This is a genomic window from Parcubacteria group bacterium (assembly GCA_041660065.1).
Taxonomy (GTDB): Bacteria; Patescibacteriota; Minisyncoccia; order Moranbacterales.
On sequence record JBAZXC010000005.1, the window covers coordinates 39746 to 63013 of the forward strand.

Sequence of the window (23268 nt, forward strand, 5' to 3'; positions counted from 1 at the left end):
ATACACAATTGGCACGTAGTATAAAATGTGTGATATACTAACAAATGAACATTAACTAAATATCATAATATATGAAAAAAGGATATATATATGCAGTCAGCGCCGGATGTCTTGCGGTGATCGCATTGTCTGGATGCGGATGTAAACGAAATGCAGAGGAGATTTCTACTGAGGAAAAAACGCCCGGAAACGTTGTTGTGCCATATGAAAAACCGGCAAATGCCAGTCCGATCACCGGGCTTGCATGTGATAATTATGACAAACGTCCTTTTGGCGTGATGTATAGTGGTGATGTGGAGACACGACCGTATTTTTCCAATATTACCAAGGCGGATATGGTGGTGGAGATGCCACACCGCGCGATCCATGATGGGACGCGTGTGATGGGTGTTTTCGGGTGTAATGCGCCGACACAAATTGGTCCGATGCGATCAGCACGAGTGGATTTTATGAATGTGGCAGGCTCGATCGATGCAGTGTTCGTGTTGTGGGGCGGGGATAGCGTGACCAAAAATCTCTTGGATAACAAAGTGATGAACAGTCTGACATGCGCTGATGGTGGTGTAAATGCGGGTGATGCGGCATGCTATCGCTTGGACAAGGGCGTTGTGCCATTGGATATGGAAGACCGCGCGTTTACATCGATGCCGGAACTCATCAAATCAGCGAGCGGATATGGCTATTCCAACCAAAATACATTTGCCGGATTTGAACATCAAGGAGAAATTTCCAGAGACCAGCGTCCGGAATATGGCCAAATCTCAGTGGGCTATGACAATCCATTTCGTGTGAACTACGAATACAATCCTGAGACAAACTCTTATGATCGTCTTTTCAACAAAAAGGAGGAATATGATTTTGTGACCAAGGAACGGGTATCGCCAAAGAATGTGATCGTGATCCAGACAAAAAAAGATGCTTTTTATATCGACACAGACTATGTGTCGCAGGGACTTCGTGATCCATGGGCTGGTATAGATGAAACGCACAAAAAGAACGACAATGGACAATATCCGAACTTTCAGCTCGGTGATCCGTGGTTTGATACGAGATTTGAGGGAGAAGCATATTTCTATATGAACGGACAAGAGATCGTTGGCACATGGAAGAAAGAACGAGGAGACAAAAAACCATTCAAATTTTATGATGCAAATGGACAGGATGTTCACTTTGTGCCAGGACAAATTTGGTTGCAGGTTGTGTCTAATGGCAAGACGGTAAAATGGAATCCCGGTACGGCAGAGGATCGTGCAGAAAATAAGACAAAGCGCGAACAGGCGGCTCTTGCGCCGGCGACGACCGCAACGGATGCTACGGCTACCACAGAAACAACAGCAGAGTAATTGACCCAAAAAGGATCAAATAAAGAGCGTCCAACGTATGCTATAATGTGCAAATGGGCGCTTTTTTAATGGAAAATTATGCTTATCTACATATGTGGTGAAGAAACATATACAACACATCATAAAGTTGAAGAATTGAAGTCTGCATACATACAAAAAAATGTTGGAGGAGGGAATTGCGTGGTTTTTGACTGTGATGAAAAGTGTGATGTGTATGAGATCTGTCGCACGATCGGAGCACAGGACCTTTTTGCGTCAGAAAAAATGATCATTATCAAAAATTTTATCCAGTCCACAAAAGCCGAAGAGCAAAAGATCATGCAAAAAGCAATTTCCGGCACAGATATAATCGTTTTTTGGGAAACGGGTCTGCCACGCAAGAATGCATTTTTAGTGGGTTGGCTCAACAAAAATGCTGATGAAGTTCTCGAAGGGAAAAAACTCGTTGGTCATGATTTGACCATGTGGATCACACAATATGCCAAAAAATGTAATGCGAAAATTGACAGAGAGACGGTCGATGAGCTCGTTCTCTATGTAGGCAATGATCTATGGCGATTGGCACAAGAGATTGATAAATTGTCAGCATATGTGTCCGGACGTGTCATTGCAGTTGAAGATGTACACGTTTTGGTGCATGGGCAGATTGATGCGGATATGTTTGCAACGATTGAGGCAATCGTTGCACGAGACAAGGGACATGCACTGACATTGCTCAAAAAACAGCTTGCCAAAGGTGATGATCCCTTCCATATTTTTAGCATGTATACATATCAGATCCGCACGTTGCTTCTCGTTGGTGGTGCATCACAATGGGGCGTGGTTCAGGATAGAAATGTTGTTGCAAAGCTTGCGGGGGTGCACCCGTTTGTCGCACAAAAAGCACTTCTCCTTGTCAAAAAAGTCTCACAAAAAGTACTAACAAACGCACATAAGCACCTAACGGTTCTGGACAGAGAGATCAAAACCGGTAAACGGGATGTGCAGAGTGCATTGGATCTTTTTGTCATGGGGATATAGAAAATGTAAAACAATTATTCACCTTTTTCTACATATTATAAAATTATCTGACAAATGTACGTCTTTGCGAGGAGGAACGACGAAGCAATCTTAAATATTGAAAAAAATACAGTATATCCAAACAAGTTTGCTTCGTCGTTCCTCCTCGCAAAGACAAGAGTTTTAGAGATATTTTCTTGGGAAAAGGTGAATAGGGACAATGTAAAAAATTGCCAAAATATTCTTTGTGTGGCACTATAATGGAATAAAAGGCATATCACATGTGGTATTGCCGTTTGTTCTTTTATCAATACATGGAGATAAAAAGGAGAGGAGAAAATGTCGTGGATCATATTTCAACCAATTTACAAGGAGGCGATATGGGGCGGTCTCAATTTAGCAACGCTCTTTAGAAGAAAGTTGCCACAGAAATCTTCGCACATTGCAGAAAGCTGGGAAATTGTTGATCGACCCAATAATCAATCTTGCGTAAGGTATAAACAACAAAAGACAACATTGAGAGAGGTTATATTATCCGATGGTGCTTACGTGATGGGTCCGAGATGGGACGCACAAGATCGATTTCCGATACTTGTGAAATTATTGGATTGCAATGATCGCTTGAGTCTGCAAGTACATCCGCCACATGAAATAGCAAAAAAATTTGGTGGTGATGCTAAGGATGAATTTTGGTATGTGATAGAAACCACAAAGGAGGAAGCCCAAATTTTTGCCGGTTTGAAAAAAGGTGTGACGCGAGAAATTTTCATACAAGCATTGGATCAAAGGAACCTGGAGTCGTGTTTGCACGCGGAGAAATGTGAGAAAGGGAAGTCGATCTTTATCCCAAGTGGACGGTTGCATGCGATCGATACAGGGAATGTCATATTGGAAATTCAAAAGAATTCCACGACAACATTTCGTGTGTATGATTGGGATCGTCCCGGTCTCGATGGCAAACCGCGCCAATTGCATATTAAGGAGTCACTGTCTAGTACCAATTTCAGTGATTATGAACCGCATATGCATAAAAATCTCTCAAATGCGATTCTGGCGACGAATTCTTCATTTACTGTGACTGCAACAACGATCGAGCACGCTGGTAAGCCGCTAGCACTGAGAGCAAACCACTGTCCACGACTATTACATGTTGTGGAAGGCACAGTATTTGACCAGAACACTGGTGCAATTTTGCACATTGGGTCAACGGCTCTTCTGCCATATGCAGAAAGTTTCTCAATTTCCACAAGTGATGTTGCAAAAGTTCTTGTGACACGTATCCATGTGTGATGCGTCAAAAATGTGACAAAAAAATGAAACCCACATACTTGGAGCTACAGTATGTGGGTTTTTCTTCATACAAAAAACATCCCCATAGTGAGGATGCTTTTTGAAAGGTTATTTTTTCTTCATCGCAACAACTTTTTTGTTGAGGCGTGATTTTTTGCGTGCGGCGGTATTTTTTTTGATGACATTCTTTTGCACGGCTTTGTCGAGTGCTTTTTGTGAAAGTTTCAAATATGTGTCAACCTCCTTTGTGTTATTGGTTGCAATTGCTTTTTCGAGTTTTTTGATTGCTGTACGATATGCACCGCGGGTTTTGCGATTTGCCTCGGTTTTTTTTGCAGTGACTTTTACATACTTCTTTGCAGCATCGATGATTGGCATAGTGTTATTGAGATAATTGAATTTAAATTCGTCCTGTCGCTCACGAGCGACTGGATACATCCTGCCACTTGCGAGTGACGGGATAAGCATTAGATACCGATCACATCCGCAAAACTGAGAAATTCACGAAAACGATCGTTTCTTATTTTTAGCACAGAACTTTGATTTTGGCAAGATTAGATTGGTAGACATTTAGACAGGTAGATTAGTAGACCAGTGAAAGGGTGTATTGTAAATATTTTTTTGCGTATATCCATAATGTAGTGGTACACTTGTGATAGAAAGCATTGCCGTTTTAATGATAATTTTGTATACTTTTTGTCTACATTTCTACTAGTCTAAATGTCTAACAGTCTAAAAAATGATCGGTTATCTCAAAGGTTCTATTATCGCCAAGACCAAAGATGCTATTATTGTGGATGTTCATGATGTGGGATATGAGGTTTTTATGTCTGGTTTTGCTGTGGAAAAAGTTGATGGGGATGTATCTCTTCATATTCATACACATGTGCGCGAACAAGAAATTTCTCTCTATGGATTTTTGACAAAAGAGGAATTGCGGATGTTCGAGATGCTCATCAGCATTTCCGGTATCGGGCCAAAGGCGGCACTCAATATTCTTTCAATTGCCGACGTGCCGACATTGTCAACAGCGATCGCGCACAAAGACACAAGCATCCTCACAAGGGTATCCGGCATTGGCAAAAAAACAGCAGAAAAAGTCATCCTGGAACTTTCCGGAAAAGTTGTCGCACCAATCGATGCGGCAATCGGTAATGCGATGACACACGCTGATGCGATCGATGCATTACGCTCTCTCGGTTATAGCGCATCCGAAGCGCGCGATGCCTTGAGCAATGTGCCAAAGGACGTGAAAGATGTGGGCGAGTGTGTGCGATTGGCGCTTAAATATTTGGGCAAATAAAAATATGGAAAAAACATGCGGTGTATTATATGCAGTGGCAACGCCAATCGGTAATCTGGGCGATATGACCATGCGTGCGATCGAGACACTAAAGACTGTTGATCTGATCGTGTGCGAGGATACGCGTGTGACAGTAAAATTGTTGCGTCACTATGAGATCAACACCAAAACGGTTTCATATCATCAACATACAACGGATGACAAAGCACAGCGCATTATCGATGAGATCATCGAGGGAAAAAATGTTGCTGTCGTGACGGATGCCGGTACACCGGGCATCAGTGATCCGGGCAATAAACTTGTCGCATTGGCAGTTGAGAACGGTATTCGCGTTGAGCCGATTCCCGGTCCGTCGGCACTTGGCGCGATTGTTTCCGTTGCCGGCATTGATCTGCAGAAATTTCTCTTTTTGGCATATCCGCCACACAAAAAAGGACGACAAACATTCTTTCATCAGGTGATCGCATCTGATGTGCCGGTAATTTATTATGACAGCGTGCATCGTGTGATCAAAAATCTCCACCTCCTCCAAGAATTATCAGAAGAAGAACCACACGTGATCGTCGGACGCGAATTGACCAAAATGCATGAAGAGATCGTGCGTGGCGCAGTGGCGGAAGTGCTGGCGTATTTTGCAGAACATCCGGATAAAGTGCGTGGCGAATTTGTGGTTATTGTGTGCAAATAAGATCAAAGTGTCATTGCGAGTTCGCCTATGGTGGACGAAGGTAATTTCAGACAGCATTATTGAAAGCAAAATGCTGTCATCCTGAACTTGTTTCAGGATCTCACATGTATGGCTTATATAGATCTTGAAACAAGTTCAGGATGACATGGAAATTAAATGAGCTCATAAAAAATTCAAAAATAAAAAACTCCCTTCGTCAGTCGACGGGGGAGTTTTTGAATTTCAAAAAATTATTTCTTGCGGATAAGCCCAACAACAAGAGAAACGATAAAAAGGAGGATGCCGACAACAAGCAATCCAAACCATGCACCGAGATGTGAAATGGATCCGAGCCAGAGCGAAAATCCTGTGAGGACAAATACACCACCGATGATACCGACAAATACGATCGTGAATGTCACAACGGCATTGTGTGTGATGCGATTTGCTGTCTCCTCTACGCGTTCAGCGATACGATCTTGTGCGAGCTTGAGAAGCGATCCTGCAAGCTCGGAGATCGCGGACACAACCGGCGAGGAGAGGGCACTTTCTATTGGTGAGGATTCTTCTTTGTGAGATGGGGTCATAAATTTTTTCTAAGTGATTACTGTACGTTTACTATACCATGTTTGGCAGGAGAAAAAAAGAAATCGGCACAGTCAATATAATGATTGTGCCGATCGGACGTTGGTATTAATGAAACACTCCGGAGGGACGTACTTCTGCACGCCGTTCCTCCAGGAGCTTTGAGAATTGCTCGTCATCATACGCATACTCGGCGGCTTCGCAGAGATACGAGTTAAAACTGAACACGCGCAAGAATCTACAGGCAACTTCCTTTTTGAGGATCGTCGATCGGATCACAGCTTCCACCACCTTGATGTTTGAGTGATAGTAACTGACGATGTTCCAGATGTCAGTCTCACACAGGCGTTCTGCATGTGTTGTGATCTGATCGTACATGTCCTTTCCAAGGTTTTTTGAGTTCATTACTGCCTCGATGATGGATTGTGCGTTAGGGGATACGGGAGTTCTAGTAGCCATTGAAATACCTCCATTCATGGGGTTTATTGTTAAATTTACTTCACTAAAAAACCAACTGACTATTATATCACCAAATTGACAATTTGTCAATATTTAGTGATAAAAAGTGCCATAAATAAAGGGTTTTTGGCAAAATAAAAACCCGATATGCACAAACGCAGTTGTGCGATATCGGGTGTGGAGGTTCTGGGGCAGTTTTCAGGCGGCGAGAGGTAAAGTGGCGTGGCGTTTGTCCATCACTGGAGTTAAAATGGCCGCTATTTTAGGGTCATTGGTAGCCGCGTCGATCAACCAGAGATTATCTGTGGACAGATGCATAATGACTCGCGAAAACAAACGTCGAGCATCCGGAGAATTTCTTTTGTGCATGCTCGCAATGAGCCACACAATGAAATCCTGATCATCTTTATGGATTTTTGCAGCAGACTCACAGAGTGTGTAGTTAAACCTGAACGTTTGCGAAAGTTCAGCCTGTAGTGTTTCTGCGGTTGCGATGCCCATGCTGATCACTTTCGCGATCAAGCGGACATCATCTTTAAAGGTGATAAAAAAATTCTTCAGATCACTCTGAAAGGTTAATCGATCGGCGATCTGACGAAGTTCAAATTCTGCAGTAGCAAGATGATTGCCACCACCACGCCTGATTGCCTGAGTACGTTGGATCACTTTGTTCATGGGGAGACCTCCTCCTAGGGTTTGTTGTTGAGGGTAATTGTTAAGGTAAACAGAGTATCCTAGCAGAAAAAGGCGACTTTGTCAACTGCATGCATCATTTTTTCTTGATTTTATAAGGTTTTTCCTTTATACTTGCTATAGATAATCCTTCTTTTTTATGCATGTTATGACAAAAAATTTTTACATCACGACGACTTTGCCTTATGTTAATGCTGCGCCACATGTTGGTTTTGCCAGTGAGATCGTGTACGCAGATGCACGTGCACGCTTTGAACGACTCTCAGGCAAGGATGTGGTATTCAATACCGGTACAGATGAACATGGTAGTAAGATCTGGCAAAAGGCCACAGAAGCAGGAAAGGATCCGCAAACATATGTGGATGAATATGCGACAAAATTTGATGAGCTCAAAAATCTTTTGAATTTGAGTTACACACATTTCATCCGCACGACAGACGCGCATCACATATCTGCGGCACAGGAAATGTGGCGACGCGTGGATGCCAATGGCTTTATTTACAAAAAACAATACAGTGTGAAATATTGCGTCGGCTGTGAATTGGAAAAGACGGATAGTGAGTTGGTGGATGGAGAGTGTCCGCTACACCCTGGGAAAGAATTGGAACTTATCGATGAAGAAAACTATTTCTTTAAGTTCAGTGCATTTGGAGAAAAATTGCTTGCACTCTATAAAAACAACCCGGAGTTTGTTATGCCACACAAGAGACTGAACGAAATCGCATCTTTTGTAGAAGGGGGGTTGCAGGATTTCTCGATCTCGCGACTCAAAGAAAAAATGCCATGGGGTGTTGCGGTGCCGGGCGATGACGATCATGTGATGTATGTGTGGTTTGATGCGCTGACAAATTATATCTCCACTATCGGGTGGTTTGATGATGAGAAAAATTTTGAAAAATTCTGGGGTACGACTGATGCGCCAAACGCGATTCAAATTGCAGGAAAAGACAATCTGCGCCAGCAAAGCGCAATGTGGCAAGCGATGCTTATGGCGGCAGAATTGCCAACAAGCAAACAAATATTTATCAATGGGTTTATCGGTGTGGACGGACAAAAGATGAGCAAATCATTGGGCAATGTGATTGCACCAAAAGAAATGGTAGAAAAATACGGGGTAGACGGTACACGCTATCTCCTCCTCACCAAGAGCAACTTCGGCGAGGACAGGGACATTTCATGGGACAAAATGACGGCAAAATATAATGCTGATCTGGCAAACGGTCTGGGCAATCTCACGGCGCGCATCATCACGCTTGCAGGAGATTTGCAGTATGATGCAGAAAAGATCGAGCACATCGACCTCGCGGAAGATGTGAATGCAATGCAGATGAATCACGCATTGGAAAAAGTGTGGGAAAGGGTAACACGTGCCAACAAATTCATCGAGGACAACAAACCATGGGAATTGCGCAAAAACGATGAAGCAAAATTTACCGAAGTGATGGTCACACTATTGCAAGACCTGCATACGATCGCAGTTGCACTGCAACCATTTATGCCGGAATCATCAGAAAAGATCGTGAGCGCGCTCAAAACCCGCGAACGCGTAATCCTTTTTGGAAGGATATAAAATCAATTATGCAGGAGCAGATTTATAATCTGTTTCTGTATCAGATCACAAGTTCTTTGATGTTAAAATATCCTTGGCTTGTGTGAGTCTATCCTCGAAGTTGTCCTCAGTATTTATACACATGAGTCCATGTTTTTTCGCTTCCTCACTAAAATATTTCCCATATACAATCAATGATTTCGCAGCAAACTTGATTGTTTCCTCATTTTTGGTATTACCCATCAACCAATCGTGATACTGGCTGGTATTTTGATATAATCCTTTGAGAATCTCTTCTTTATGTATTTTAACTAAATACATAATTTTAATGTTTGTATTATCTTTGTATTTTTTTACCAAATGTGGTAGTAGGTGAGTGCCTTCGATAATATAATCCATTTTGCATAACAAGAGATGGTCAATTAGAGATTCCACACCTGGCCACACAGACGTGATCTCTGTCATGTCAGCGTCAAAGATCTCTTGATCTGTGTAATTTCTAAAAAAATCATCAATCTTATCGGCGTTGAACATTTTCATAAAGGGAAATTTTTTTTCTCGCTCGTCAGCTTTAAAATAAGGCATAATAATAGGACGGATATTATCGACGGAAAGATAGGGAATTTTGAGTTTGTCACCTAACTCTCTGGACAGAGTGCTTTTGCCTGCGCGTGGCGAACCACTGATCAAATAGATCATAAAATTAATTTATATTTAGTATTTATAATAGTACTCTAAATAAAATATATTCACAAAAACCAAAAACAGAAAATCCCCAATGACGATGCAGAGGGGATTTTTGATGAGTGATTATTCAACGTGATCGATAAATGTGATTATGCGTTCATAAATGGACTGGAGCATTTCCAGCGTAAATAGCGTATCACCTTCTAAAAATTCGCGATTTTCTGCGACAAATGACAATAGTTTTATACCTAATCGTGAAGTGACACACTGAACAAGTAATTGTGTCAGTAACTCTATGGGTTGTTCAGCATTCTTTTCTAAATAGCTTTGAGAGAATTGTTTTTGATAGGCGATAAATGTTTGCTTAAGTTGTTCTTGTTGCAAGGCATCTCGTCTTTCAATTTCCTTCAAAGCATTCATTATTGTGGCAGTGTCCATGTATTTCTCCTAAAATTTGAGGTTAATATGAGTAGATGCAGTTTTTACCAGCGCTCACCATGGATGTAAGCGCCTTCAGATTCCGGAACCTCCGAAAGTATTTCTGATAGAAACCATCCGGCAATAATTCCTTTTTCTCCCATGTTGAAATGGCTGTTGTGTAGAATTGTATCAAAAAGGAGTATGTGAAGATGTTTTTCTGATTCAGATATTTGAGCATCCTTCCATTTCCACTGTTCGAAAGTGAAAAATATTCCAGAAAAGATCCCTCGCCCACGCGCATGGGATTCCTCACTGAAAATACTTGATACATAGTTAACCCACGGGTTATTGAATTTTGTAAATTCATCCGGACACAGCTCCTTGTTCACGATAAAACGAACGATTTTTCCATTTAACATTTCTCTGGCAAAACCTTCCACCATAAATTTTTCTACAGTTTTTTGAGTTGGCATGGCACGATCTCCTTAGTTGGTGGTTTGTTTGGCGCATCTTCATTGTGAAAGAACGATTGACAGTCAAGCATATGGCACTATCTGCAATATGTCAATTAAAGTTCAACAAATGTTGACAATATATTGACAACAGTATAGGATGAGGATATATATGTCAGTCAATCTAACACTCAAAAAATTGGGGCTTAATGAAAAAGAAGTGCGAGTATATCTCGCTTTGCTTCGGCGTGGAAAAACTAAACCTGCAGAATTGGCAAAACTGACCAAGCTCAACAGGGCAACGCTCTATCATATTGCCAAAGGCCTGGTTTCTTCAGGTATCATTGCCGAAGACTTGAGCGGTAAAACTTTGCAATATGTATCTTTGCCGATCAACGATCTGAAAAATATTTTAGAATCTGACAAAAGGGCATTAAAAGAGAAAGAGGATTTGGTCAAGCGGGCAGTTGGTGAGCTTCGACTTATTAGTTCAGAAAAATCATATCCCGTCCCCAAGATCAGATTTATAGAAGAGAAAGATCTGGAAAAGTTCTTGTTTGATAATTTGGTGAAGTGGCAAAAAAATGTCATTGCATCAGACGGTTTTTGGTGGGGTTTTCAAGACCACACGTTTGTTGAAAATTATCCCGCTTGGATCGCGGAGAGTTGGAAAACAAAGGAAAGTCAGCATAAAAATTATTTACCGCAAGTGTTTACAAATGATTCGGCTCCTGAGCGGAGATTAAAAGGGAAATACCAGCCAAAAAGACATGTCAAATTTTTGGCGGATACAAATTTTACAGCAACCACGTGGGTGTGTGGAAATTATATTGTCATGATCCATACGCGCCACACCCCTTTTTATCTCATTGAAATTCATGATGAAATGATGGCGCTTAATATGCGAGAAATATTTCGAAAGTTATGGGAAATTCCGACAAAAGAGGCGAATAAATTATAAAACAAAATATGAAATGGATCTATCAAAAAAATGATGTGCCGGTGCGGGATGCTGGTAAAAAGGTGCGTTATAAAGTGACGCCTGCAGCATATGTGATCCCTGTGTGGCAGGGGAAAATCTTGCTTGCGCGGCGATTTCAGACAGGGTATGAAGATGGCAATTATAGTCTGGTGGCGGGGCATGTGGAGCGGGGAGAAACGTTTGTACAATGCATTGTGCGGGAAACAAGGGAGGAGATCGGGATCATCGTGCAACCAGATGATTTGGAAATGGTGCATACAATGCATAGGAAAATAGGAAAAGATAGTGAGCGTGTGGATCTGTTTTTTGTGACAACGCGGTGGCAGGGCGAGATCACAAATTGTGAGCCTCATAAATGTGACGATCTTTTGTGGTGTGATGGTGAAAATTTGCCTCAAAACACCATTCCCTATATCGCGCAAGCGGTTCAAATGATCATCAATGATGTGCCATACAGTGAGCATGGGTGGCGTTGAGTTTTTTGTGTGATGAATTGACGTAAGGCGTGATTTCTGCTATACTTTTTGGACGGTCTTATCAAAGGTGATCCTTGCAAAAAAGGCACTTTTGATCTGACTTTAGTCAGTGCTAGAGAGGCATACTGGCGCAGTAAAGGTCGACATTAACAATTGCATAAATCGCCTAACGTAAAAACCATATGGTACTATTTTTTGTTGGGGTTTTGGAGATGATTATTGTCACATTGTGGACCAAAATGGTTGTCGAAACCAGAGTGATCGCCAGTGGGGCGGTAACGATGGTAAATATCCTGATCTGGTACTATGTACTACAAAAGATCGTGGATGATATCAGCAACTGGCAACTGGTTCTCTTGTATGCCGTGGGGTGTGCTGTGGGAACTGTGATCAGTACATACTATTTCCACATGGACGAGGGAGCCAAAGCTCGCTTGATAGAACAAAATAATTCGTAATTATAAACAGATGAAAGACGATGTCCCTTTAGGGAAAGCGCAAATCGAAAGAACATAAACCGCTCTTATGAAAGTGATAAAGAGCGGTTTTTGTTTTTTATTTATAGAGGACGTGTGCATTTGTTAGCATCTTTGTTATTTCTACACCATCTACCGGCAACAAAGCGAAAAATTTGTATTGCGTAGATAAGTCATTAATTTGTAGCTCTGGTTGTGTCGCCTTGCCTATTTTATTGACATAATTTAAAAAATAGTATATTGTATAGAGTCAGTTTTTTAAAAGGCAAATAATTTAAATCAACCATCCAGAGGAGGATGAATCATGAATATTCTTAAAGATCTAACTAAAGAAGATGCAAACATTCCGGTTTTTCAGATTTCTAACTTTAGTTTTTTCCCGCATGTATTTGTGGAATCTTTGCCGTCATGTCCTAATTGTGCAGTTTTCAGCATTAAAGACGATGCCCGGCAAGAGACAACGTACATGGCTATCTCTGCTAATGTGCATGTTTCGCCTTTTGGGAATACATGGCGAGAAGTTTTTGATGACTTTCTCGCTTTTGCCAGGGCGAATTCATTATTCTTGAAGGACTGTATCGGAATGAATTTTTTCAAGAATAGTCCTGAAAATTATACGTCGGAATCAATGGGATCCATCCCAGAATTAAAAGCATATAAAAAAGGTGGAGAAGTTAATGTCATTCATGAAAAACCTTTTTCAAACGATCGACATCCAGAGCTTGAACCTGGGGAAATGTTTCTTTGCAATACTTCAGAAGAGAGTTTCATTGCTTTCTTATGGAAAACAAAGAGACGGGGAAAGATAGCATATTCTATCTTTGGTGATTTGGTCAATGATAAAAGGAGGAAAAATGACGAAGATCTTTACTATCCCGTTTTCATTCAAATGGCTGAGGTCAAGTGTAGAGGAATAGGTAACCTTAACGGCATGCAGCCTGCTGATTCTTGAGTATCTTCTGAATTATTCAATAAAATCCTACATACCATATGACGATCCGTTACTTATCGCAGAGCGGGTCGTTTTTTAATTCCTAAAACAAAACTTTTATTCATAAATCCAGTTCCCATCGTATTAACCAGTCTGCAGGTGAAGTGGAGAAATCTGATAAAAACAATATATTCTTACACTCTTTGATTTTAAGATTTCTCGACTTTTCTCAAGAAGATAAAGAGGCATATAGTTTTGGTATATTTGTCTATATAATGGGAATTGTGAGATGATGTATTTGAAATATATAATTTAATTCTACTCTCCCGCAGGGAGAGGGTTGGGGTAAGGGTAATTTGATTCCCATAAAAATATGGAAAATTTAAAAAATGGTATTTATCAGCACTATAAGGGGAAGCGGTACGAAGTGATCGGCGTGGCGCGCCATAGTGAGACATTGGAGGAGTTGGTGGTATATCGTGCGCTGTATCACTCGGAAGAATGTGGGGACAATGCGATGTGGGTACGGCCAAAGAGCATGTTTTGTGAGATGGTAGAGATCGGCGGAGTAAAAAAACCACGGTTTCAGTTTATTAAATAAATTTTTATACGTAATTTAACCCCCTCTCCCTTAGGGAGAGGGCGGGGTGAGGGCAAAAATATGGCACAAAAAAATATTCTCGGAGACTTGCGCAAGGAATTGCGCAAAAATGCTGACAAAGACGTCAAAAAAAGTGGAGAGCGATTTTTTAAGGAGGATGTAAAGTTTTATGGTATCAAAACGGCGACAGTGGCAAAAATCGCAAAAAAATATTTTTCTTTGATCAAAGATCTGCAGAAAAAGGAAATCTTTGATCTTTGCGAAGAGTTGTGGCAATCAGGATATATGGAGGAGTCATTTATCGCATGCAATTGGTCATATTCCCTACGAAAGAATTATGAGAAGAAAGATCTCAGAGTTTTTGAAAAATGGGTAAAAAATTATGTATCAAACTGGGCATCATGTGACACATTGTGCAATCATACGATCGGCACGACCGTGGAAATGTATCCGGAGCATATCGCAGATCTCAAAAAGTGGGCACGATCCAAAAATCGTTGGGTGCGCCGAGCGTCGGCGGTGACGCTCATTGTGCCGGCAAAGAAAGGGAAATTTCTTTCGGATATTTTTGCAATTGCGGATATATTGCTTACAGACAGTGATGATATGGTGCAAAAAGGCTATGGATGGATGCTCAAAGTGGCAAGTCAGGCACATCAAAAAGAGGTCTTTGATTACGTGATGCAAAACAAATCTGTGATGCCACGCACAGCACTGCGTTATGCGATCGAAAAAATGCCCAAAGAGCTAAAAGAGCAGGCGATGATGAGGTCTGTATAGGATTTTATGTGGGTAAGCCTAAAAATTGCACGAAAACAAGAGATGTTGACTAATTCACCCAAATAGTATATATTAAGGATAGTTAATTCACCTAAATATTAAAGATTATGATAATCAAAAGGATCATCCAAGAACCCATTGAAAAAGATCTTTTTGGTGGGAAAGCAATCATTATTTATGGGGCGAGACAAGTGGGAAAAACCACTTTAGTAAAGCAAATCCAAAAAAAATATCTCAATGAATCACTGTATATCAACTGTGATGAGCCTGATGTGCAGCAATCTTTGACCGGTAAGACATCCACTGAACTCTTTCACTTTTTTCAGGGAAAGAGGCTGATTATCATTGATGAAGCGCAAAGGGTGGAAAATATTGGCATGACGCTGAAGTTGATCGTGGATAATTATCCAGGAATTCAAGTGGTGGCTACCGGGTCTTCGTCTTTTGAATTATCAAACAAGATCGTAGAACCGCTTACGGGGCGGGCTATAGAATATACGTTATATCCTTTTTCTGTGGAAGAACTTCAAACAATATATGATCCAATAGAAATGAAGAGGCTTTTAGAGACACGCATGTTGTTTGGAAGTTATCCGGCGATGGTAATGGGTGAAAAAAATAGAGAAAGAACACTGATCACATTGGCAAATAATTATACGCATAAGGACATCTTGCAATATCACAACATCAAAAATCCGGAGGTTCTGATCAAGTTGTTGCAAGCGCTGGCCTTGCAAATAGGCAATGAGGTTTCATATAATGAATTGGCGAGCTTGGTAGGCATAGATAAAGTTACCGTTGCCAGCTATATCCAGCTATTAGAAAAAGCTTTTATCATCTTTCGTCTCAATCCATTCAGTCGGAATCTGCGAAATGAGTTGAAAAAAATGAGAAAGATTTACTTTTATGATACAGGCATAAGGAATGCGCTCATCAATAATTTTAATACGCTGGATATTCGCCAAGATGTGGGAGCGCTGTGGGAAAATTATGTGATCAGCGAAAGAATAAAAAGCAACAACAATCATTTTCAAAACAAAAATATGTATTTTTGGCGTACCTGGGATCAAAAAGAAATTGACTTGGTGGAAGAACGGGGTGGTGTTCTTAGTGCCTTTGAAGTCAAATGGAAGGTTAAGAAATCAAAAGTGCCTAAAGATTTTTTGGATGCTTATCAAAATTCAAATTTTATTTTGATCAATAGGGATAATTTTTTGGATATATTTCACAATTAATTTTTTTTTGAGCTATGAGAACTATTCTAAAAAAATACTTTGGCTTTGAGGAGTTTCGACCATTGCAAAAAGAGATCATAGAAAATGTTTTGGCGGGGAAAGATACATTTGTTTTGATGCCGACCGGTGGAGGAAAGTCATTGTGCTATCAGTTGCCTGCATTGAAGTTTCCGGGGATCACGCTCGTCATTTCACCGCTGATCGCTCTCATGAAAGATCAGGTGGATGCACTGCGTGCCAATGGTGTGTCTGCGGAATTCTTGAATTCCTCGCTGTCTCTTGATGAGATCCAGAGGATCCAAAAAGATGCACTTGCCGGGCATATCAAGATTCTCTATATCGCACCGGAGCGGATGTCGTTGGCAGGGTTTGAGAATTTTTTGAAAAAATTACAACCAAGCCTCATCGCCGTGGATGAAGCGCATTGTATCTCCGAATGGGGACATGATTTCCGTCCGGAATACCGCAATCTCAAAAGATTAAAGGACATTTTCCCCGGTGTGCCGGTTATCGCTCTTACGGCAACCGCAACAGAAAAGGTGCGTCAGGATATTTTGGACCAACTCGGGTTTGATGATTCCAATGTTTTTATTTCCAGTTTTGATCGGGCAAATCTTTTTTTCCGTGTGGTAGAAAAAAAGAATGCGTTTGACAAGCTCTTGCAACTGCTCAAGGATCGCAAAAACGAATCGATCATTATTTATTGCTTTTCACGTAAAGATACGGAAAATATCGCCCAAAATCTCCGTGCGGAAGGATTCTCTGCGCTGGCATATCATGCGGGATTGGATGCAGAAAGCAGGAAAAAAACACAAGAGGCGTTTATCAGAGATGAAACAAATATTATTGTTGCAACGATTGCATTTGGGATGGGCATTGATAAGCCAAACGTGCGACTCGTTGTGCATTATACATTTCCCAAGTCTCTTGAGGGGTATTATCAAGAAATTGGTCGTGCCGGTCGTGATGGGTTGCCGGGGGAGTGTGTGATGTTCTATACATATGCGGATGCGCGCAAACATCAATATTTTTTGAATGACATTGCAGATGAAAATATCAAAAAGCAAACCGAACAAAAGTTGCGTGAAGTGATGGAATATGCGGATCTCAATTCTTGCAGAAGGCGTCATCTCCTCTCATATTTTGGCGAGAAATACGAGGAAGAAAACTGTGGCGGATGCGATGAATGTCTTTCGGAAAAAGAAGTTTTTGATGCAACAACTGTTACGCAAAAAATTCTTTCAGCAGTCATTCGTACGGGTTCGCGTTTTGGTGCGGGGTATATCGCTGATGTTCTCGTGGGCAAAAACATCAAACAGATACGGGATCGCGGGCATGACACGCTTTCTGTCTATGGCATTGTCAAAGACTTTTCCGCAGGACAGTTGCGTGAGATCATGCGATCGCTCGTTGGCGCGGGTATTTTACAAAAAGCACAAGGGGATTATCCGATAGTGGAGATCACAAATAAAGGGAAAAAGTTTCTCAATGACACAGAAAAAATATTTCTCCCAAAACCGAAAGAAGAGGTTTTGACAAAGAGAATAAAAGATCAAGGCAATTTTGCGTATGATGAAGTGTTGTTTGATCAATTACGAGCATTGCGCAAGAGCATTGCAAACGATATGAATGTGCCGCCGTTTGTGGTGTTCTCCGATGTATCACTTCGTGAGATGGCGCACGATTTCCCCGTAGATGAGAAAAGCTTCTTGCAGATTACCGGCGTGGGTGAGCAGAAATTGAAGAATTTTGGTCAGACATTTTTGCAAGAAATACGGACATATGTGGATAAAAATGATGTACAATCAAAAGATCTCAATAAGAATTCTCAACAAAGAAAAATCAAAAAAACACGCACAGTGAATGTAAAGGGTGGAACATATCACATCACCAAAGATCTGCTAAAACAAAAAATGTCGATTGCAGACATCGCACAGGAGCGCGGACTCGCGGAAAGTACGATCATTGCGCATATCGAAAAATTGATCGCTTCTGATGAGCGTGTGGACATCGCATATCTCAAACCGTCAAAAAAGGTCTTTGATGAAATGCAAAAGGCTTTCGTGCAATGTAAAACAGAAGCATTGAGCCCCGTATTTGAACATTTGAATAAAAAATATCCATATGATCTGTTGCGATTGGTGAGATTATTTTTATAAGTGGGGGAATGAGGAAAAAACGGACAATACTTTCAGTCATGCATGATATTTTTTATAAAATACATGTTTCTGTTATGATATACTCAGGTAAAATTATAAACAATCAGATCTATGATCAAGGCAATTATTTTTGACATGAATGGAGTGATTATTGATGATGAACATGCGCATGAGATGGCGTTTCGAGATACGGTTAAAGAATATAAAATTGATCTTACACACGATGATTATCTTGCGTGTTGCGCAGGAAAAACGGATCGACGCGGATATGAGGATATTGCAAAAAAATTTCAGCAAGATCTGCCCGTTGATACTTTACTTGATCGTAAATGGAAGATTTATCCGCAACTATTTGAAAAACACAAAAAAGCCTTTGAGGGTGTTGTGGAGCTCATTCGTGATCTTTCACAAAAATATACAATTGCACTTGCGTCCAGCGCTTCGCGTGATGAGGTTATTCTGATCACCAAAGAATTTGACGTGGAAAAATATTTTTCTGTGATGATTTCTGCAAATGATGTAGTCAACGGAAAACCACATCCGGAACCATATCTCAAAACCGCAGAGCTGTTGCATGTTTCTCCCGTATCATGTGCGGTCATAGAAGATTCTCCGAGTGGTGTGCGTGCGGCAAAATCTGCAGGCTGTTATTGCATTGCAATCACAACGACACATACAAAAGAAGATTTGCGAGAGGCGGATGTGATCGTCGGATCTTTCGCAGATATTGATGATGTTCTAATCAATAAATTGGGAGTATAAAATATGTTGGATCAAAAAGAAATAATCCAAAAAACCGTTGCATATGTCCAAAGTGCGCTTTTGCAGGCGGATGGGGCACATGACTGGTGGCATGTGTATCGTGTGTGGCAATTGGCAAAGCATATCGCGAAAGAAGAGGGTGCGGACACGTTTGTGATCGAATTAAGCGCATTATTGCATGATGTCGCAGATGCAAAACTGTATGGAGGCGATGAAGAGATCGGAGTGAGAAGGATCAGAGAATTTTTGTCGTCAGTTGATATTTCCACTGATGTGATCGAGCGTGTAATAAATATCATTATACACCTCTCATTTCGCGAAACTTTTCACGAGAAAGAATATAAGTCTGTAGAACTTTTTGTTGTACAAGACGCCGATCGATTGGATGCATTGGGCGCTATTGGCATTGCACGAGCATTTAGCTATGGAGAACGTAAGGGATGCAAAATACACGATCCGCAGATCAAGCCAAATTTACAAATGACGAAAGAACAATATGTAAAAAGGGAGTCAACGACGATCAACCACTTCTACGAGAAATTGCTTTTATTAAAAGATCAAATGAACACAAAAACAGGCAAAGTCATTGCACAAGAAAGGCATGCGTTTATGGAACAATATCTCGCAGAATTTTATAAAGAGTGGGAAGGTAAAAAATAATAATAAAAATAATTTTTTATGAAAATATATTTTGCGGGGTCAATTCGTGGCGGGAGAGGTGATAAAGAATTGTATTTGCAGCTCATTCGGTATATCAGTAAATATTTGGGCAAGAGCAGGTTTGTAACCTGCTCCTTTCATTTTTTTTGTGCTACAATATTTTTAGTTGAGATCATTTAATTTCCATGTCATGCTGAACTTGTTTCAGCATCTATATAAGCCATAGATGTGAGATCCTGAAACAAGTTCAGGATGACAGAAGTTTGCTTTTAATAATCGCTTATATAAAAGAAAAAATGACATTTATATTAAACTAATCAGTTGAAAAGAATCAGAAAAAGCACTGTGATGAAACCAGATGATCGGCAAATGATTTATGTGAGTTAGAAATTGGTGAAATGTAAAATGTGTGGAGCAGGTTGCAAACCTGCTCCTGCTCGATTATCTTAATATGTGGCAAATTATGAATGAACAAAAAATTCCGATGATCGATTCACATATGCATCTTCATGATGTGAAGTTTGATCATGATCGCGTGGATGTGATCGCACGCGCGCATGATGCGGGCATGGTGCAGATGATCACTGTGGGGACAAATCAAGAGTCATCACAACGTGCTGTGGATCTCGCGCATGCGGAGAAAGACGTTTTTGCGACAATCGGGTTGCACCCGCTTCATCTTTTTTCTGCGAGCAATTGTGATCCGGAAGAGCAGTTCATCGAAGAATTTGATCATGATTTTTATTATTCACTTGCGCAAGATGATCGCGTGGTGGCGATTGGGGAAGTTGGTTTGGATTATCACCATTTTGGAGAGGGAGATGATATAGAGATGATCAAGGAAAAGCAACGAGAGGTTTTCAAAGAATGTATTGTAATGTGCAATGACGTCCGCAAGCCGATCGTGGTGCACTGCTGGGATGGGTATGAAGAACTTGTCGATATTTTGACACAATTTCCGGTAGAAAAACGTGGTGTGATCCACAGTTATATCGGCAGTTGGAAAAATGCGGAGAAATTCATTGCACTGGGCTACAAGATCGGGGTGAATGGAATCGTGACATATGGGGACTCTTACGATAAATTATTGCGTAATATTGATTTGAAAGATCTCCTTATCGAGACAGATTGCCCTTATCTACCACCGCGCCCATTGCCACGCGAAAACCGCTGTGAACCACGCGATGTGTATTATGTTGCACAAAAGATCGCCGATGTAAAAGACCTGTCAACAGAAGAAATATTGCAGACAACAACAAAAAATGCCAAAGAAGTTTTCCATATTTAGACAGGTCTTTCCTTGATTTTGTAAATTTGTTGTATAATGAGAGCACAGAGAATAATTTAGGCATGACAAAATTTTTTATGGAAGGAAATAGGGAATTTAATAGTCCACAACCAGATAATGATTCTCAGAAAGAGCAATTGCAACAGGAAAAGGAATCGATGAGAAAAAGAGTGGAGGCTTTGCGAGAGACTGACAGTCCGTATGATGACTCCGTCTATAATATTGCAGAAAAGGAAGGAGACTACAGAAAAGTATTATCTCGTGGGAATATACCAAGCGTGACAGCTGAGGAGTTGGCGAATCTCTATTCCAATGAAACATTGGAAAAGATCGAAGCGGAAAAAGCTAAATGGATCGATGATCTGACGGGATTGCAAAATCGAACGGCATTTGTACATGAAGTGAAAAAATATCTTACGCTTGAAAAGCGAACGGAAAGTGAAGTTGCTTTTCTTATGATCGACTTCGATCATTTTAAAAGAGTGAATGATGAGCAAGGTCATGATGCGGGCGATGTTGCATTAGAGAAAATTGCACGAATTATTGATAGGACAGTGCGTGATTCCGATATCGTATATCGTTATGGAGGAGAAGAATTTATGGTGCTTTTGCCAAATACGGATTCACGATCAGCTCTCATATTGGCTGAACGTATACGATCTTCAGTAGAAAATTCAGATATTACAGTTACTGATAATGAAGGAAAAGAAGTGACTTTAAAAAAGACGGTGAGCATAGGTTGTGTGGGCACAGATCAAATTGCAGATTGGCAGGATTTGAGTAAAAAAGATATGGAACAACTGTTGAATAAGATCACAAACTTTGCGGATCGAGCGATGTACACCTCAAAGATTTGTGGAAGGAATCGTGTGACGCTGTTTGATGAAACGTTGGTTGATGTCGCAAAAAAGAAATAAAGGCGCAAAAAACACCTTCCTCGCACGGCGAGAGAAGGTGTTTCGTATTGTGATCAGTGCGTCAGTTCTTTTTCATTGAGAATTCTCTCAATAGTGTCGGCAGAGGAAAAGATCCTCTCGACAGTTGCACGAAATCGCCCAAGTGAGCAATGATTGATGCGGAGCACACAATAAGGACGTTGATCCATGTGATCTTTTGCATCTGTGAGATGGATGAATATAAATCCCTCATACGGTCGCGCGGATTTTTTGTAAAGCCGCTGCGGATCCTTGATCTTTCGGCAGTAGACCTTCAATGCAATGTGGGTAAATCCACAAAAATTTGCGAGAAGATCAGTAGGAATTGCAGCTTTTTTCCTTTTGATAACTTGGGCGCGACGTAGCATTTTGGGTTCAGGCATACAGAGCTCCTTTGTTGGAATGATGGTAAAAAACGGGTTTTTATGATATGAGCATAATGCCAATCACTTTCTGTGTCAATAAAGTAAAACCCGTATCGTGTTCGATGCGGGTTTTGTAGGGGTTTAATTGAATGCGCGTACAAGAGAATTATCCATATTTGTCGTGAGGCCGCGCACGTAACTTGCAAAATTTCTCCGTGTCATGCGTTTGATCTCGATCGTTCGTACAGGTTTTGCGTGTACGATGCCATTTTCTCTAGCGAGAAAGATGAATACAAAACCGAGAACTCTGCGAGATGTAATGAGCTTTCCTTTTGTGCTTTGTTTCTTCACGCGTTTGTGATATGCGCAGATCTGGAAATGCGTCCATTTGGGAAAGCGTGAAACTATTTCAGTGGGAATAATGGGACATTCCGCATACACACACGCTTTTTCCAGAGCTTCCTTTCGAAGTAATGTCATCGGTTACTCCTCATGTTTTGTGCATTATTGCATTTGTAAATGAACCGGATAATAAAAAAATCGCACGACGCGAATTTTTTGTGTTGTATATTTTTATAAACACAAAAACCTCAAAAAGAGATTTTTATGTTTATTGTGCTGGAGACCCTCCTTCGCCGAAGGCTTCGGCAGGGCGAGGGATGATTTATGTATTTTTGTATTTGTGCTGGAGAGAGGACTTGAACCTCCACAGGATTGCTCCCGCCAGGGCCTAAACCTGGTGCGTCTACCAATTCCGCCACCCCAGCATGGTGCTTCTGGAGAACAAAACAATCATATCAAAAAATGATGGCTGTGTCTAGTATAAAACGGTACTATTTCAAAAAAGACGCAGGACAAAGCATCTTTGGGATACTAGTGTATAAGTCCCTTCACGCGAGTCGCTTCTTGTTCCAGAGCGGGAGACTCTTCATATTCGCCGTGATGGCGGGTATCGTCACCGTAGGTGTATTTTTTGTGGTCAATGTGAAAACTGATATTGAGATCGCGTCCGGTGAGTGTCACATACATGTGGAATCGTGGAAAACCACTACTGCCCATGATACGGACAAAGCTCATCTCGTTGTCTGCTGTATAGTGTTGAAATGTATATCCGGCACGTCGCAATGCCACGGCAGGATTTGTGGAAATGTTTGGAATTGTGAAACGCATA

General features: G+C 40.9%; 28 protein-coding genes and 1 tRNA gene. 18 read left to right on the plus strand and 11 right to left on the minus strand.

The annotated features are described in order from the left end of the window. The first annotated feature begins 71 nt into the window (after positions 1-71). The 3 genes from WC819_05315 (at position 72) to WC819_05325 (ending at position 3632) form a co-directional block, all read left to right on the plus strand. Positions 72-1343, plus strand: a complete 1272-nt coding sequence (locus WC819_05315; GenBank protein ID MFA5986737.1) for a DUF3048 domain-containing protein — start codon at positions 72-74, stop codon at positions 1341-1343. 78 nt (positions 1344-1421) lie between these two features. After that, complete coding sequence (gene holA, locus WC819_05320; protein MFA5986738.1) at positions 1422-2363, plus strand: DNA polymerase III subunit delta; 942 nt, start codon at positions 1422-1424, stop codon at positions 2361-2363. A gap of 318 nt (positions 2364-2681) precedes the next feature. Next, complete coding sequence (locus WC819_05325; protein MFA5986739.1) at positions 2682-3632, plus strand: type I phosphomannose isomerase catalytic subunit; 951 nt, start codon at positions 2682-2684, stop codon at positions 3630-3632. Positions 3633-3740: 108 nt separating this feature from the next. On the opposite strand, the gene rpsT is transcribed toward WC819_05325, so the two are convergent. Next, positions 3741-4010, minus strand: coding sequence for a 30S ribosomal protein S20 (gene rpsT / locus WC819_05330; GenBank protein MFA5986740.1), 270 nt, complete (start codon positions 4008-4010; stop codon positions 3741-3743). A gap of 361 nt (positions 4011-4371) precedes the next feature. Here rpsT and ruvA point away from each other — a divergent pair, with 361 nt between their 5' ends. Further along, positions 4372-4935: a Holliday junction branch migration protein RuvA gene (ruvA, locus tag WC819_05335; protein ID MFA5986741.1), complete on the plus strand. Its 564-nt coding sequence runs from the start codon at positions 4372-4374 to the stop codon at positions 4933-4935. 4 nt (positions 4936-4939) lie between these two features. Further along, on the plus strand, positions 4940-5623 hold the full coding sequence (rsmI, locus tag WC819_05340; GenBank protein ID MFA5986742.1) for a 16S rRNA (cytidine(1402)-2'-O)-methyltransferase: 684 nt from the start codon (positions 4940-4942) through the stop codon (positions 5621-5623). A gap of 230 nt (positions 5624-5853) precedes the next feature. On the opposite strand, the gene WC819_05345 is transcribed toward rsmI, so the two are convergent. From WC819_05345 to WC819_05355, 3 genes are all read right to left on the minus strand, one after another. After that, positions 5854-6189 carry a phage holin family protein gene (locus tag WC819_05345; protein ID MFA5986743.1) on the minus strand — a complete coding sequence of 112 codons (336 nt, stop codon included), beginning with the start codon at positions 6187-6189 and terminating at the stop codon, positions 5854-5856. A gap of 106 nt (positions 6190-6295) precedes the next feature. After that, the gene (locus tag WC819_05350; GenBank protein ID MFA5986744.1) at positions 6296-6646 is read right to left on the minus strand and encodes a hypothetical protein; all 351 of its coding nucleotides are present in this window, start codon (positions 6644-6646) and stop codon (positions 6296-6298) included. A gap of 198 nt (positions 6647-6844) precedes the next feature. Then, on the minus strand, positions 6845-7321 hold the full coding sequence (locus WC819_05355) for a hypothetical protein (protein MFA5986745.1): 477 nt from the start codon (positions 7319-7321) through the stop codon (positions 6845-6847). 166 nt (positions 7322-7487) lie between these two features. On the opposite strand from WC819_05355, the gene WC819_05360 reads away from it, so the two are divergent. Continuing rightward, entirely contained in the window at positions 7488-8909 is a 1422-nt protein-coding gene (locus WC819_05360) for a methionine--tRNA ligase (protein ID MFA5986746.1), read from the plus strand. 45 nt (positions 8910-8954) lie between these two features. Here WC819_05360 and WC819_05365 read toward each other — a convergent pair whose 3' ends face one another. From WC819_05365 to WC819_05375, 3 genes are all read right to left on the minus strand, one after another. Then, complete coding sequence (locus WC819_05365; protein MFA5986747.1) at positions 8955-9587, minus strand: hypothetical protein; 633 nt, start codon at positions 9585-9587, stop codon at positions 8955-8957. 111 nt (positions 9588-9698) lie between these two features. Then, entirely contained in the window at positions 9699-10013 is a 315-nt protein-coding gene (locus WC819_05370; GenBank protein MFA5986748.1) for a hypothetical protein, read from the minus strand. A 44-nt stretch (positions 10014-10057) separates the two neighbouring features. After that, on the minus strand, positions 10058-10468 hold the full coding sequence (locus tag WC819_05375) for a hypothetical protein (GenBank protein ID MFA5986749.1): 411 nt from the start codon (positions 10466-10468) through the stop codon (positions 10058-10060). A 151-nt stretch (positions 10469-10619) separates the two neighbouring features. Between WC819_05375 and WC819_05380 the strand changes: the two genes are divergently transcribed. From WC819_05380 to WC819_05435, 12 genes are all read left to right on the plus strand, one after another. After that, positions 10620-11408: a helix-turn-helix domain-containing protein gene (locus WC819_05380; GenBank protein ID MFA5986750.1), complete on the plus strand. Its 789-nt coding sequence runs from the start codon at positions 10620-10622 to the stop codon at positions 11406-11408. 8 nt (positions 11409-11416) lie between these two features. After that, on the plus strand, positions 11417-11905 hold the full coding sequence (locus WC819_05385; GenBank protein MFA5986751.1) for an NUDIX domain-containing protein: 489 nt from the start codon (positions 11417-11419) through the stop codon (positions 11903-11905). Positions 11906-12087: 182 nt separating this feature from the next. Beyond that, positions 12088-12363, plus strand: a complete 276-nt coding sequence (locus tag WC819_05390) for a DUF5698 domain-containing protein (protein MFA5986752.1) — start codon at positions 12088-12090, stop codon at positions 12361-12363. Positions 12364-12685: 322 nt separating this feature from the next. Continuing rightward, positions 12686-13333: a hypothetical protein gene (locus tag WC819_05395; protein MFA5986753.1), complete on the plus strand. Its 648-nt coding sequence runs from the start codon at positions 12686-12688 to the stop codon at positions 13331-13333. Between the two features lie 352 nt (positions 13334-13685). Further along, the gene (locus WC819_05400; protein ID MFA5986754.1) at positions 13686-13913 is read left to right on the plus strand and encodes a DUF1653 domain-containing protein; all 228 of its coding nucleotides are present in this window, start codon (positions 13686-13688) and stop codon (positions 13911-13913) included. Between the two features lie 60 nt (positions 13914-13973). Further along, positions 13974-14693: a DNA alkylation repair protein gene (locus WC819_05405; protein MFA5986755.1), complete on the plus strand. Its 720-nt coding sequence runs from the start codon at positions 13974-13976 to the stop codon at positions 14691-14693. A gap of 107 nt (positions 14694-14800) precedes the next feature. Next, positions 14801-15928 carry an ATP-binding protein gene (locus WC819_05410; GenBank protein ID MFA5986756.1) on the plus strand — a complete coding sequence of 376 codons (1128 nt, stop codon included), beginning with the start codon at positions 14801-14803 and terminating at the stop codon, positions 15926-15928. 14 nt (positions 15929-15942) lie between these two features. Beyond that, positions 15943-18087: a DNA helicase RecQ gene (gene recQ, locus WC819_05415; protein ID MFA5986757.1), complete on the plus strand. Its 2145-nt coding sequence runs from the start codon at positions 15943-15945 to the stop codon at positions 18085-18087. A 111-nt stretch (positions 18088-18198) separates the two neighbouring features. Further along, positions 18199-18849: an HAD family phosphatase gene (locus WC819_05420; protein ID MFA5986758.1), complete on the plus strand. Its 651-nt coding sequence runs from the start codon at positions 18199-18201 to the stop codon at positions 18847-18849. A gap of 3 nt (positions 18850-18852) precedes the next feature. Beyond that, positions 18853-19509 carry an HD domain-containing protein gene (locus WC819_05425; protein ID MFA5986759.1) on the plus strand — a complete coding sequence of 219 codons (657 nt, stop codon included), beginning with the start codon at positions 18853-18855 and terminating at the stop codon, positions 19507-19509. Positions 19510-19972: 463 nt separating this feature from the next. Next, a complete protein-coding gene (locus WC819_05430; protein ID MFA5986760.1) occupies positions 19973-20797 on the plus strand; it encodes a TatD family hydrolase in 825 nt (274 codons plus the stop codon). Between the two features lie 62 nt (positions 20798-20859). Further along, entirely contained in the window at positions 20860-21714 is an 855-nt protein-coding gene (locus WC819_05435) for a GGDEF domain-containing protein (protein MFA5986761.1), read from the plus strand. Between the two features lie 53 nt (positions 21715-21767). Here the strand turns inward: WC819_05435 and WC819_05440 are convergent, their stop codons facing one another. From WC819_05440 to WC819_05455, 4 genes are all read right to left on the minus strand, one after another. Beyond that, on the minus strand, positions 21768-22115 hold the full coding sequence (locus WC819_05440; GenBank protein MFA5986762.1) for a hypothetical protein: 348 nt from the start codon (positions 22113-22115) through the stop codon (positions 21768-21770). 123 nt (positions 22116-22238) lie between these two features. Beyond that, positions 22239-22577, minus strand: coding sequence for a hypothetical protein (locus WC819_05445; GenBank protein MFA5986763.1), 339 nt, complete (start codon positions 22575-22577; stop codon positions 22239-22241). A gap of 203 nt (positions 22578-22780) precedes the next feature. Then, a tRNA-Leu gene (locus tag WC819_05450) sits at positions 22781-22864 on the minus strand. 106 nt (positions 22865-22970) lie between these two features. After that, positions 22971-23267 carry a hypothetical protein gene (locus WC819_05455; GenBank protein MFA5986764.1) on the minus strand — a complete coding sequence of 99 codons (297 nt, stop codon included), beginning with the start codon at positions 23265-23267 and terminating at the stop codon, positions 22971-22973. Position 23268 lies beyond the last annotated feature (1 nt).